This is a genomic window from Shewanella morhuae (assembly GCF_003028295.1).
Lineage (GTDB): Bacteria > Pseudomonadota > Gammaproteobacteria > Enterobacterales > Shewanellaceae > Shewanella > Shewanella morhuae.
The window spans coordinates 194,319-208,048 of sequence record NZ_PYSG01000002.1 but is presented as its reverse complement, the minus strand read 5'-3'; the positions used below and the strand labels follow the sequence as shown (position 1 = coordinate 208,048).

Annotated in this window: 12 protein-coding genes; 2 read left to right on the top strand and 10 right to left on the bottom strand. The window is 42.9% G+C overall.

Annotated features, from left to right (window positions below; genetic code table 11):
• Nucleotides 1–661 precede the first annotated feature (661 nt).
• Nucleotides 662–1,726 (top strand): porin, encoded by a 1,065-nt coding sequence (locus C9I43_RS01470; protein ID WP_076501242.1) that lies wholly within the window; start codon nt 662–664, stop codon nt 1,724–1,726.
• Nucleotides 1,727–1,933: 207 nt separating this feature from the next.
• Here C9I43_RS01470 and parC read toward each other — a convergent pair whose 3' ends face one another.
• Genes parC through nudF form a run of 7 tightly spaced genes read right to left on the bottom strand, consistent with a single transcriptional unit; the run spans nt 1,934 to nt 9,900 of the window.
• Nucleotides 1,934–4,210, bottom strand: coding sequence for a DNA topoisomerase IV subunit A (gene parC, locus C9I43_RS01465; RefSeq protein WP_107881645.1), 2,277 nt, complete (start codon nt 4,208–4,210; stop codon nt 1,934–1,936).
• A complete protein-coding gene (locus tag C9I43_RS01460; protein ID WP_107883988.1) occupies nt 4,203–5,387 on the bottom strand; it encodes a PQQ-dependent sugar dehydrogenase in 1,185 nt (394 codons plus the stop codon). Before C9I43_RS01460 ends, parC begins: the two co-directional genes overlap by 8 nt.
• 48 nt (nt 5,388–5,435) lie before the next feature.
• The gene (gene parE, locus C9I43_RS01455; RefSeq protein WP_076501247.1) at nt 5,436–7,322 is read right to left on the bottom strand and encodes a DNA topoisomerase IV subunit B; all 1,887 of its coding nucleotides are present in this window, start codon (nt 7,320–7,322) and stop codon (nt 5,436–5,438) included.
• A 55-nt stretch (nt 7,323–7,377) separates the two neighbouring features.
• On the bottom strand, nt 7,378–7,953 hold the full coding sequence (locus tag C9I43_RS01450) for a YqiA/YcfP family alpha/beta fold hydrolase (RefSeq protein WP_107881643.1): 576 nt from the start codon (nt 7,951–7,953) through the stop codon (nt 7,378–7,380).
• A gap of 36 nt (nt 7,954–7,989) precedes the next feature.
• The gene (cpdA, locus tag C9I43_RS01445) at nt 7,990–8,829 is read right to left on the bottom strand and encodes a 3',5'-cyclic-AMP phosphodiesterase (RefSeq protein ID WP_107881641.1); all 840 of its coding nucleotides are present in this window, start codon (nt 8,827–8,829) and stop codon (nt 7,990–7,992) included.
• Nucleotides 8,830–8,844: 15 nt separating this feature from the next.
• Nucleotides 8,845–9,285 carry a DUF1249 domain-containing protein gene (locus tag C9I43_RS01440; protein WP_107881639.1) on the bottom strand — a complete coding sequence of 147 codons (441 nt, stop codon included), beginning with the start codon at nt 9,283–9,285 and terminating at the stop codon, nt 8,845–8,847.
• Between the two features lie 12 nt (nt 9,286–9,297).
• Entirely contained in the window at nt 9,298–9,900 is a 603-nt protein-coding gene (nudF, locus tag C9I43_RS01435; protein ID WP_107881637.1) for an ADP-ribose diphosphatase, read from the bottom strand.
• Nucleotides 9,901–10,143: 243 nt separating this feature from the next.
• On the opposite strand from nudF, the gene tolC reads away from it, so the two are divergent.
• Entirely contained in the window at nt 10,144–11,451 is a 1,308-nt protein-coding gene (tolC, locus tag C9I43_RS01430; RefSeq protein WP_076501259.1) for an outer membrane channel protein TolC, read from the top strand.
• A gap of 98 nt (nt 11,452–11,549) precedes the next feature.
• Here the strand turns inward: tolC and C9I43_RS01425 are convergent, their stop codons facing one another.
• Genes C9I43_RS01425 through C9I43_RS01415 form a run of 3 tightly spaced genes read right to left on the bottom strand, consistent with a single transcriptional unit; the run spans nt 11,550 to nt 13,719 of the window.
• Nucleotides 11,550–12,254 (bottom strand): TIGR04219 family outer membrane beta-barrel protein, encoded by a 705-nt coding sequence (locus C9I43_RS01425; protein WP_076501263.1) that lies wholly within the window; start codon nt 12,252–12,254, stop codon nt 11,550–11,552.
• Between the two features lie 2 nt (nt 12,255–12,256).
• The gene (locus C9I43_RS01420) at nt 12,257–13,225 is read right to left on the bottom strand and encodes a DUF2333 family protein (protein ID WP_076501266.1); all 969 of its coding nucleotides are present in this window, start codon (nt 13,223–13,225) and stop codon (nt 12,257–12,259) included.
• A gap of 11 nt (nt 13,226–13,236) precedes the next feature.
• Nucleotides 13,237–13,719 (bottom strand): copper chaperone PCu(A)C, encoded by a 483-nt coding sequence (locus C9I43_RS01415; RefSeq protein WP_076501269.1) that lies wholly within the window; start codon nt 13,717–13,719, stop codon nt 13,237–13,239.
• Nucleotides 13,720–13,730: the final 11 nt, after the last annotated feature.

Genomic DNA, 13,730 nt, shown 5'->3' with positions numbered 1-13,730 from the left:
AGTATTTATGAATAATCATAGCCGTCTTGTGATTTGTCATGCGCAAACACCAGCATAAATAGGTAAATGTGTAAAATCGATGGCATCACAGGCTGCATTTTTGCATTTAAAGACTAAGACTATGGTCTATGGTCGCGAGATACGTTTTTGGAGTTCTGCCTATAAAACACGATAAAGTAAGCCTCTGGTAGTAACACGAGCTCCTCAAGTTAAACATTGATTTAAAAGTGTATTACATGAAGCCATATACATTATCTATTGATGAAAATAATGCATCCCCCCTCTTTAGTCGTTTAAATCTTCTACTATTCACAAATCCACCATAGATATCACTGATTTGCTAGAGTATTAGTATATGCTACAGTTATTTCCGCCGATGTACTGCTTAATACAATCTGTCACACCTACCACTTAAGCAGTAAAAAAACATAACGGTTTTACTCTTTTTAGATAAATTTGCAGTCACTAATTGTGAAAGCACCTAGAGACAGCCTGTTTATGGGTAACAATAGCCAGAAACATGATCTGTACCACAGCTAAAGAATCGTAAAACTGTAAAACTCGGCAACAACTTTTGTTACCAATATCAGTAGCAAATGTGTAAAACCACACAAAAACCATGAAAAATGGATAAGAACTTAGGTTCGAGGGAGCACAAAACATGAAAAAGACACTCATTTCTGCATCAGTTGCATCTGTACTGGCATTGGCTTCATTCGGTGCGCTAGCCGAAGGCCCAAGCTTCTATGGTCGTTTAGAGCTTGCTTTAACCAATACAGAAACTGGTGCTACTCTACAAGGCGGCACTAATGGTGTTGATACCAGTAACTACGCCGATGAAAACAACTCAGGCACTTATTTAGAAAATAACTTTTCTTTATTAGGCGTTAAAGGCTCAGAAAAGATTGCTGATGGTTTTGAAGCTATTTATCAAATGGAATTCCAAGTTGAAAATACTTCTGGCACAGGTGATGTATTCAAAGCCCGTAACACCTTTATAGGTTTAAAAACTAACGCTGGTACAGTGCTAGTGGGTCGTAACGACACTGTATTTAAACAAGCTGAAGGCGGAGTGGATATTTTCGGTAATACCAACGCCGATATCGATCGTTTATTAACGGCTCAGACTCGTACTGCTGATGGTGTTTGGTATTACTCACCAAAAATTGCTGGATTAATCACATTAAATGCCAACTATCAATTTGACGGTAACGATACAACAGCGAAAACCTCTGAAAGTTTATATGCACTAAGCGCAACTCTTGGTGACAGCAAGTTTAAAGAACAAATCTATTATGCAGCTGTCGCATACAACAAAGGTATTGCAGGTGTTGATGCATACCGCTTAGTTGGCCAAGTAAAATTAGGTCAATTCAAGGTTGGTGGTTTATTCCAGAACGCAGAAGATGTTGTAAATAATGATATCGATGGTAATACTTACTACGTCAACGTATCTTATGATTTGAACGGTGTAAACCTGAAAGCTGAATACGGTGCTGATGATGCTGGCTTCGGAAGCTACTACAAAAACGTGAATAAAGGTGGATTAACTGGTACTGATATCGACGTACAAAACTTCAACGTGGGTGCTGACTACCGTTTAGCTAAATCAACTATGGTATATGGTCAATACGCTATGTACCGCGGTGATCATGTTGTTGCCGGTAACAAAGTCGATCTACAAGATGACAACGTATTCTCTGTAGGCGTACGTTACGATTTCTAATCTCTAATTAAAGAGATAATTAAAAACCTACTGTAGTCATACAGTAGGTTTTTTTATATCTCGAATCTGACTAGCGATTGACATTCGATAATGAAAAACAAAAAAGCCACCGAAGTAAGACTCAGGTGACTTTCGCTAATCTATTACGAGTTGCTATATTGCAGGCTAGTGCATCGCACTCTTGAGCACTTTTAATCCATCAAAGCATTAAATGCTCGTTAATGGCTCACCGCCGTCACCGAGTTCAATGCTATCAACACGTTGTAAGCCTCGCGGTAACTTGGCCCCACGGCGACCACGCTCGCCACGATAGTGCTCTAAATCGCTCGGCTTAAGTGTGAGCTTGCGCTTACCCGCCCACAGAGTGACGGGCGTATCGCTTGGCACGAGCTGCAAGTGCGTCATTAACTCGTCGCGACTCTTCGCTCTTTCTGTCGGGATGCCGATAATCTTATTGCCTTTACCTTTAGATAACTGTGGCAGGGCATCAAGGGAGAACAGCAACATCCGACCTTCGTTGGTAATGGCTAAAAGTGACATTTCTTTAGTACGATCAATCAACTTAGGTGTTAATGATTTAGCGTTTGTAGATAAACTGAGCAAAGCCTTACCCGCTTTATTGCGCGATACCATATCGTTGTATGAACAAATAAAACCATAACCAGCATCAGTTGCTAACAAGTAGCATTGGTCCTCTTCCCCCATCAACACATGCTGCATGGTTTCACCAGGCGCCATATTAAAACGAGTGGTAATTGGCTCGCCTTGGCTACGTGCAGAGGGCAACGTATGACTGTCGGTTGCAAATGCCCGTCCAGACGAATCAATAAATACCGCCGCTTGATTGCTACGCCCCATGGCGCTGCACAAATATTGGTCACCAGACTTATAGGACAGAGATAACGGATCAATATCATGGCCTTTAGCACAACGTACCCAGCCTTTTTCAGATAAAACGACTGTTACGGCCTCTGTCGGAGTTAGCTCTTGCTCAGTTAAGGCGCGTGACTCATTACGCAGTACTATGGGTGAGCGACGATCGTCACCATAGGTTTGTGCATCTTGGATTAATTCTTTTTTGATCAACGTTTTTAAACGACGCTCAGAGCTCAATAACTGCTCGAGCTTTTCACGCTCGGCTTCAAGTTCATTTTGCTCGGCGGTGATTTTAAATTCTTCTAGCTTGGCTAAGTGACGTAATTTTAACTCAAGAATCGATTCAGCTTGCTTATCACTCAGTAAAAAACGTGCCATTAACTCGACTTTAGGTTCATCATGAAAACGAATAATCTCAATCACTTCATCAATATTGAGAAACGCGATCATTAATGCTTCGAGAATATGTAGCCGCGAAACCACCTTATCTAAGCGATATTCTAAACGGCGCTTAACCGTATCGACTCGAAATTCTAACCATTCAGTTAATAAGGTTTTTAGCCCTTTAACCCGTGGTCGACCATCGAGACCCAGTACGTTTAAGTTAACTCTAAAACTCTTTTCTAAATCCGTCGTCGCAAATAGATGCGCCATAAGCTGATCACAATCGACACGATTTGAACGAGGCACAACCACCAGACGCACCGGACTCTCATGGTCAGACTCATCGCGTAAATCCGCCACCATAGGCAACTTTTTTGCCAACATTTGATTGGCGATTTGCTCTAAAATTTTGCCACTACTGGCCTGATGAGGTAATGCAGTAATAATAATTTCACCGCCATCAACGGTGTAAACTGCGCGCGCACGCAAGGACCCGCGCCCAGATTCATAAATTTTTGCAATATCGGCCGAGGGGGTAATGATCTCCGCTTCAGTTGGGTAATCAGGGCCCGGTACAAAGGCCATTAATTGCTCGAGCTCTAACTTTGGATCATCGAGCAAGGCAACACAGGCCGAGACCACTTCTCTGACGTTATGCGGCGGAATATCTGTCGCCATACCCACGGCAATACCCGTGATCCCATTGAGTAATATATGCGGTAAGCGAGCTGGCAACACTTTAGGTTCTTTTAACGTACCGTCAAAGTTTTCGCCCCATTCAACCGTGCCTTGACCCAGCTCACTGAGTAACACTTCAGAAAACTTAGATAGGCGCGCCTCGGTATAACGCATGGCCGCAAATGACTTTGGATCGTCAGGAGCACCCCAGTTACCTTGACCATCAACCAATGGATAACGATAAGAAAATGGCTGCGCCATCAATACCATCGCCTCATAACATGCGCTATCGCCGTGGGGATGATACTTACCTAATACGTCACCAACTGTACGGGCCGATTTTTTATGTTTTGACTGAGCCGATAAACCTAACTCACTCATCGCATAGATAATTCGGCGCTGTACAGGTTTAAGCCCATCGCCAATATGTGGCAAAGCACGGTCCATAATGACATACATGGAATAATTCAGATAAGCCTCTTCGGTGAAGCGCCGTAATGGCATTTGCTCCACTCCATCGAGACTTAACTTGATTGCGTCACTCATCTTTTTCTAGTTCCTGTGGTGCTTCAGTACTATTGCTATTCGTTTCATTTTTGAAGAACAAACGATAAACGTTACCTTTTAAATCATCTGAAATGTACATCACGCCATCATCAGCGGATAACAAGCCAAAGGGACGAGCGACGGGAAACTCACCATCGAGGAAACTGACAACCGTTTCACGGCTCACCACTTTTTGGTCTTCAATCTTTAGCATAACCACTTGGTAGCCCACTTTACTCGAGCGATTCCAAGAGCCATTTTCGGCGACAAACAACTGGTTATGATACATAGGCGGAAATTGACTGCCGCGATAAAAAGCCAATCCTGTAGGCGCCACATGTGCGGGTAACTCATATACAGGGGTAGTAATTTTTAAGTTTTTAGGCCTTTGATAGGCAGGCTCAACAACCGTGCTAGCGTGTAAATAAGGAAAACCGTAATGACTTCCCATTACATCCACACGATTGATTTCGTCGGGGGGTAAAATATCGCCCATCCAATCACGACCTCGGTCGGCAAACCATAATTTACCATCGATGGGCGACCAATCGAATCCACTGGCATCGCGCACACCAGCAACAATTTGCTCACTGGCGCCAGTATCAATATTAATCGCTATAATGCTGCTGTAAGGCACTGGAGCCTCACATACGTTACAAGGCGCTCCTATCGATACATATAAGCGGCCATCAGGACCAAAGTTAATCGCCCGAGAACTCTTTTTTTCTGAGTAAGGTAAATCGCTGTATACTTCTTTTGGCCGACTTGGCCGACGCAACCTTTGTTCAATATCAACAAAGCGTACAATTTGGTTTTCAGTAGCAACAAATAAGTCACCATTGTGGAATGCGATCGCATCTGGTGAGGTCATTCCTTTAGCTATCACGTAGCGTTTATCAACATTACCGTCTTGATTGGTATCCACTAAAGCATGGATAGTGCCACTCTTGTGGGAGCCAACAAATAGCGTACCATTAGTACCCATTGCCATCTGCCTAGCATCACCCACATCTGAGGCATAAAGTGATAAACCAAAACCTTTAGAGACGGTAATCATTATCGACTGAGAAGCCGCCAACGCGCTATTGCTCGTCAATAACATGCTGCTTATTAATAGGGTTAAATAAGCAGGTAATATCTTCAAGTAATTATAAGTATTAGTTTTTTTATACAACATTGTCATTTTATGCCTATGTTTTATTGTTATCGGCAATAGTGCACAACATTAAAGTAAAGCCATGTCACCCTTATCTTCAAGCCAGTTTTTCCGATCTGGTGAACGCTTCTTCGCCAGTAGCATATCCATCAAAGCATCGGTCTCTTCGTTATCATCTATGGTTAACTGTACTAAACGACGGGTGTTTGGATCCATCGTTGTCTCACGTAATTGTAACGGATTCATCTCGCCCAAGCCTTTAAAGCGGGTAACTTGTACCTTACCTTTTTTATTCTCTGCAGCAATACGATCTATAATTGCAGCTCTTTCTGCTTCATCCAGAGCATAATAAACCTCTTTACCGATATCGATACGAAACAGTGGTGGCATGGCAATATACACGTGGCCCTGCTCGACCAATATGCGGTAATGCTTCAAAAATAGCGCACATAATAAGGTTGCGATATGCAGTCCATCGGAGTCGGCATCGGCAAGAATACAAATCTTGCCATAACGTAATTCAGAGATATCACTGCTATCTGGATCGCACCCAATTGCAACCGAAATATCGTGCACTTCCTGTGAAGCTAATACCTGCGAGGCATCGACTTCCCAAGTATTGAGGATTTTGCCTCGCAGCGGCATGATTGCTTGAAACTCACGATCGCGAGCCTGTTTAGCACTACCACCCGCAGAGTCCCCTTCAACGAGAAATAACTCTCCTCGCATCGGATCTTGGCCGCTGCAATCGGTCAATTTACCCGGTAGCGCAGGGCCTGAGGTTACTTTTTTACGGGCGACTTTTTTGGCAGCCTTTAACCGACGCTGAGCATTATTAATGCACATATCGGCTAAGGATTCAGCTAATTCGGTATTCGAGTTAAGCCACAGTGAAAAAGCATCGCGCACAACGCCAGAAACAAAAGCGGCACATTGACGACTAGAGAGCTTTTCTTTCGTTTGGCCTGCAAATTGTGGTTCTTGTATCTTCACCGATAAAATAAATGCAGCCCGATCCCAGATGTCTTCCGGTGAGAGCTTGATGCCACGGGGAATTAAGTTTCTGAACTCACAAAATTCCCGCATAGATTCCAATAAACCTTGGCGAAAACCGTTTACATGGGTACCACCAAGCGGCGTGGGGATTAAGTTAACATAACTCTCACCGATTGACTCGCCGCCCTCTGGTAACCAAGTAATTGCCCAATCAGCGGCTTCCAATTGTGCTTTAAAGCTGCCAACAAAGGGCTCTTCAGGCAACATCAAATTATCGCCGATAGCAGCTTTTAAATAATCAGTCAGGCCACTTTCATAAAACCATTCATGGACTTCATTGGTTTGCTTATTGGTAAACTTAATCCGCAAGCCTGGGCACAATACCGCTTTAGCGCGCAGTAGATAAATCAGTTTCGAATTAGAAAAATTCGCCGAATCAAAATAACTCGGATCGGGCCAAAAATGCACTCGAGTACCCGAATTACGGCGACCACAGGTGCCAGAGGGATGTAAGTCCTCAACCTTAAAACCATTTTCAAAAGCAATATCATACACTTGACCATCACGACGTACTGTCACTTCAACACGGCGCGATAATGCGTTCACGACTGAAATACCCACGCCGTGCAAACCACCCGAGAATTGATAGTTTTTATTGGAAAACTTACCACCAGCATGTAGTTTGGTGAGGATCAACTCAACCCCAGGAATACCTTCTTCAGGGTGAATATCCACCGGCATACCACGGCCGTCATCGGTGACTTCAAGGGAGTTATCGCTATGTAAAATGACTTCAATTTTGGTTGCGTGGCCTGCTAATGCTTCATCAACACTGTTATCGATAACCTCTTGGCCTAAATGGTTGGGTCTGGAGGTGTCGGTATACATACCTGGACGGCGTTTAACAGGATCGAGTCCGTTGAGAACTTCAATGGCGTCAGAGGTATATTGATTGGTCATAGGGCACGCTATAGGTTATATATCCGGCCATGTTGCGGCTGTGGATGTCGGTTTGTCAAGGTAACTGTAAAAATTGGCTTACAGTTTGCAGGTGCGATGCATAACCCATAAAACTATGATCGCCCCCTGCTTCAATTCGTAATTGACAGTGATGATATTTATTAAGTGCTTCACGATAATCGAGCACCTCATCACCTGCCTGCAATAATACCAAAAATCGGTCCGGATTGTGGATAATAGTCGTATTAAATTCAGCAACTTCCGCCTTATGCTCCGGTAACACGACATAATGTTGTTTTGTATAAGGATTAAATTGTGGCCCCATAAATTCATCAAACAATTCAAAGGGTTTTACCGCGGGATTCACCAAAACAGCTCGCCCCCCATAGGTTTCAGCTAAATAACTAGCAAAATACCCCCCTAAGGATGAGCCTATATACGCTAATGGTTCATTAGCTTCAATTGCCGCCTCAACATAAGTCGTTAACAGTGCCATTGCAGCCTGAGGTGTATTGAGCAATTGTGGCTGATGAAAGGTCACACTAGGGTGATGCAGCGCCATATATTTAGCGGTCATCACGGCTTTGTCTGAAAATGGCGAGCTATTAAATCCATGAATATAAAGCAGCATATATACCCAAATATCCTCAGGCTGCGGCTATTCTACTTAATAACCGCTAGAGTTGTTGTCGGGGGAAAAATGGTTACCAGGTACGCGATACACTTTAGTATTGATGCTACCATCGGCCTTTAACTCCAGCAAACGATAACCTGGCTGGATGCTATCTAAAGCAAAATACGGTGATAATGGCTTAAATTGAATACAAGTGGAAGGTGTCGCCATCAACTGTAAATTGCCATGAGGCCCTTTGTGATGGGTATCGATACATTGATGCACATGCCCCCAGAGTAATCCTTTAACCTGCGGATATTGGGCTACTCGCACTAAAAATTCGGCACCATTATCCATACAGTGCTGATCAAGCCAAGTGCAATTAACGACTATGGGGTTGTGGTGCATCACCAGCAAAGTGTGCAGATGAGGATGCGCTGCAATAGCTTTGTCAATTAATTCAAACTGACTATCGGCCATATTGCCGCCAGGTTTGCCGCGCACAGTCGAATCCAACATGAGTATTTGCCAATTGCCTGCGAGAATACGTTGCTGGCCAAAGATCTGCTCACCTTGCATGTGTAAATACATGATCCGCGGATCGTCATGATTTCCCGGTAGATAATGACAAGGTAAATCAACAGGTGTAACAGCTTTTACAAATTGTTGGTAGGATTCAGCGGAATAGTCTTGGCTCAAGTCGCCAGTGGCGAGCATCAAATGAGCCGGATAATCCACAGCTCTAATGGTATTTAATACGGCGGCCAAGCTCTTATAGGTATTGACCCCCAAGAGCTGAGCTTCAGGATCGGCAAAAAGGTGCGGATCAGTGATCTGCACTATACGTACACTTTCTCCTTCAGTTATGGAGTAAGAGACAGCCTCTTTCAGCACATTGAATACCCAATTCTAAGGTCGGCACACAACACTATGTTGGTAACCAATCTTTAATAACTCTTCCAGGAATGCATTCACCTGGTACTTTTCATCACTTTGATACATACGGACATTAGGGTAATCATACACTGGGCGTAATTGGTAAATCTGTTGGCCAGTTAACACTTCTGCTAATTTAGCATCATGATAAATTCTCACTAACACCTTGGGAGTATTGATAAAGTCTTTAATAGCAAGCGGGCGAGATATCTCAACTAATTGAGTATATTTGGTATTTTCTAAAATACGCACTACTAATGTACCAAACTCACCTTCGAGTTGCCATGACTCACCGATAGCAATCTCTAACGGTAACCATTTCAACATATAACTATAATTACGCCCGCACAGCGCCAAAAAATTACTGACGTTAGGTTTATAGCGTTGTTTTAACTGTAGATTCGAAGCGGTCAAATTATTCCCAACTTAACGCAGTTGCTGATAGTTTAATTGCAACCATTGCAATCCAATAACGGTCGATGCATTGTCTATCTCGCCGTTAAGCATACTATTATAGGCTTGCTCACGGCTCATAACATGCAATCGGATATCTTCATGTTCTTCAGCTAATCCGTGCAATCCTCGGGCCTCACTTGAATCGATATCAGCCCAATAGAAATAGAAACGCTCTGTGCTACCACCTGGGCTCGCCAAATAGCTATTAATAAAATGCATATTGTCAGCGACAAGGCCTGTTTCTTCAAATAACTCGCGGAGGGCAACGTCGACAGGCGTTTCTTCGAGCGCAATCATACCCGCGACGAGCTCCATAAGCCAAGGAGATTTAGTCGTTGCTAATGCAGGAAAGCGTACTTGCTCAATAAGCACTATTTTATCTTGCTTAATATCATAGGGCAGTACCACAACAGCATGGCCGCGCTCAAAGACTTCACGAGTGACAGGCAGACTCCAACCACCGGCAAATAATTTATGTTTAAAGGTGTACTCATCGAGTGAAAAAAAGCCTTGGTATAAGGTTTTTTTCCCTATGATCTCAATATCCTTTTGCGAAAAAACAGCGGGTTTCATAGTCTATCCTCAGAAATTAAATTTGCGCCTATAATCAAGGCAATTTGACACATTTTTAAAATAAAATCTGTTACACTTCGAATTTGACTTGAAAGTGTTAGAATTCTTAAACTCTAGGTCATTAAGTTTTAGCTGTATCGGGAAGCGTCGGGAAGCGCAAACCGCCTTGATAAAGGCATTACTTAGTCTAAACAAAGTTAAAATGTTCTCCCTTGGGGGGATTTTGTCTAATAAGGACAGCAAATGAAATTTAAGATCCATACTTTATGCGCAGCATTAACGCTTGCGGCTTCCGCTTCAGTGGTACAAGCTGACGATTTACTGCAAATTTATCAGCAAGCGCTGACAAGCGATCCGCTTGTATTGCAAGCTCAGGCTCAACGTAATGGTTTGTTTGAACAAATCGAACAAAATCGTGCGCCTTTGTTGCCAACCATTAGTGCTAACGTCGGTTATGACAAAGCATGGAATGATCCAAAAAATGATACAAGTGGTCTAGTCGGTAGCCTTACACTAAATCAAGTCATCTATGATCATAGTGCTTGGGTAGGTTTAAGCCTTGCAGAGAAAGCCGCATCTCAAGCTGATTCAGCTTACGCATCAGCACTACAAAACTTGATTACGCGTATTACTAAAGCCTATTTCGACGTATTAACCGCTAAAGATAATTATGAGTTCCAAGGTGCAGAAAAGCGCGCTATCGAACGCCAACTTGAGCAAACTAAACAGCGTTTCGCGGTAGGTTTAACTGCTATTACCGATGTCCATGAAGCTCAAGCACAATATGACTTAGCCTCAGCAACTGAAATTTTAGCCGAAAATACATTAGCTAATAGCTATGAAGCCTTACGTGAAATCACAGGTATCGATCACAAGACTATTAATGTATTAGATACTAACCGTTTCTCGGCCGTTACACCTGCCCCAACATCATCGAGTGAATGGTTAAAGATTGCTGAAACCAATAGCATAGATCTGATGACTCAACGTATTGGTAAAGATATTGCCCAAGAAACCATTAAGCTTTATCAAGCGGGCCACATGCCATCTTTAAGCTTAAATGCGGGCTACAACAAAGGACTTGAACAGAAAACAGGCAATATCAACGATCCTGATTTCGATAATGTTAATGTTGGTGTTAATTTAAGCATTCCGATTTTTGAAGGTTTTAAAGTCAGCTCACAAGTTAAGCAAGCGCAATTTCAATATGTTGAAGCGAGTGAAAAACTTGAGCAAGTCTACCGCGGTGTAGTGAAGGATGTTCGTAATAACTACAATAACGTCGGTGCATCAATAAGCTCAATCAAGGCTTATGAGCAGTCAGTATTATCATCAGAAAGTGCGTTAAAAGCCACTCAAGCAGGTTTTGAAGTGGGCACTCGTACTATCGTTGACGTATTAAATCGTACCCGTGACTTGTACGATTCAAAACGTAAATTGTCAGATGCTCGCTACAGTTACATCAATTCGATTGTGGCGCTAAAGCAAGCTGCCGGCACCTTGAATGAAGATGATGTCATTGCTATCAATAATGGTTTAAAAGCAGAGTAATATCGCTCTCGATATTAAAACTTGCTTTGAGACTTATTTTAGAGACATAAAAAAACCGCCGATTGGCGGTTTTTATGTCTCAATCCTAACGTAAAGGATTAGAAGTCGATTTCTACACCCGCAAAGTATCCTTTAAATGTAGTATCTGCACTCACACCCGAGAAATTGCTCACGTCAAATAGAAACTCACGATAACCCACACGAACGCGTGTATCAACAGTCACTCCGTCAAATTCCCAGCCAAGACCAACAGCATAGTCATAGACACTCGATTCGCTCGCGCCAACCATCAAATCTGCAAAACCAAACAAACCTATGCCAGGAATCCCCACTTCACCACTGGCGTAACCCATGATGATACCATCATCGATATCTTTCTCTTTTGGAGGAACCGCATCTTGCACCCTAAATGAACCATGCATTAATTTATAAGCAGCACCTAGGTCCAATGACACTATATCATTGTCCAATATTTCGTAATACAACACGAAATCCGTGTTACTCAGATCGGTAAAAGCCGTCACACTCGAATTAGCGGAGTCACCTTTTTGATCTAGGCTATTTTCACGAATTTTAATATTAGGGATAAATGGAATGGGATGCTCAAGCGCAACCCAATAGCTCCCCTGTGCAGATGAACTATAATTAAAGTCTTGTTGCGGTTGGCCTTTATCAGCAAAGGTACCATTAGTATCAGCATACCAATAATCACCACCCACTTTAAAGCCGAGTACGGTCGCCGCTTGGGCAGACGTAGCAATACAACATCCGAGTATCGCACTAACGAGAAGAGTTTTTTTCATAATTAACCTTGAGATAGCAAATTCGTTAAATCAATCACCGCGGCATTCGCACGGGATACATAGTTAGCCATAACCAATGAATGATTAGCGACTAGGCCAAAACCGTTGCCATTAAGGACAATGGGGCTCCAAACTGTTTGCTGAGTTGCCTCTAGTTCACGAATGATCTGTCTTAGACTTACTTCAGCATTTTTTTTCTTCAGTACGTCTGCAAAATCGACTTCTACAGCACGCATAAAGTTGAGTAACGCCCATGAAGCACCTCGGCTTTCATAGAAGACATCATCAATCTTCCACCAACTGGTTTTAATTTGATGGCTTGCTAAGTTAGGCGTAGATTGACGGGCAGCGTTATCGCCAGCTAAGTCGGTATTTAAACGCTCTTGTCCCACACTGGCAGATAAACGCTGCGACATACTACCAAGGCGCTTTTGTACTTCTTTCAACCATTCATTAAGGTTATCGGCACGGGCATAAAACTGCGCATCTTGGTTATTGGGGTCCATCATGCGGACACGATATAGCTTCAATAATTTTATCGCATTACGGTATTCGCTTTCAGCGCTCGGGACTAGCCAGCTGGTATGATCGATATTGAGTTTAGATTGGGCTTCACCTAAATCTTTATCTGCGGCAGATTGTGACTGCGAACGACTAAACTCTTTACGCATAATCAAGGCTAAATCACGGGCTTGCTCTAATGCGCCATATTCAAAAGCGGGCATATTATCCATAAAGACAGAGGGTGGCATCACATCGTTTGATAACCAACCACCTTGTTTATCAAGCAGGTTTTCGATGGTGAGAATAAGTGAGGTTGTTGTTGCGTATCCGACCACATTCTTATCGCTAGCTATCAACTGCTGAGGGTTGATAGGATCGGGTTCGATACTCCACCATACACTCACGCCATAGCCAATAAGCACTAAAAATAAACCGACACCGGCAACTTTTTTCCATGTAATTTGCATCAAGCTACTCCTTAATGATGGTGATGATGCTCTTGCTCTGCGGCGATATCAGCTTGTTTAGTTACAGGCAATGTAATCACCATTTTTTCGCCATCGTCGAACTCTAATTGTAGTTCAACTTGTTGCCCCAATACTAAAGGCGCTTTTAAACCAAGCAACATGACATGATCTTTAGACGGCATTAACGTTAATGCACCATGGGATGGAATATCAAAGCCTTCAACATGGCGCATTTTTACCATGCCTTGGTCTTCAATTATCGTGTGTAATTGGACATCTTTAGCCACATTGGAACTCGCAGCAATTAGACGAACCGCTTTATCTGTGTGGTTTTCAAGCGTAAAGTAGGCTGCAGTATTTGGCACGGTATCTGGCATGGCACGTACGTGACCTTCCGTCAGCACTACACTCGCCAACGCTGAGAATGATGCAAAAGATAAAACTAGGCAATTAAACAGCTGTTTGAATATTGGTTTCAATGTCTTAAACTCCATGTTTACCCAAT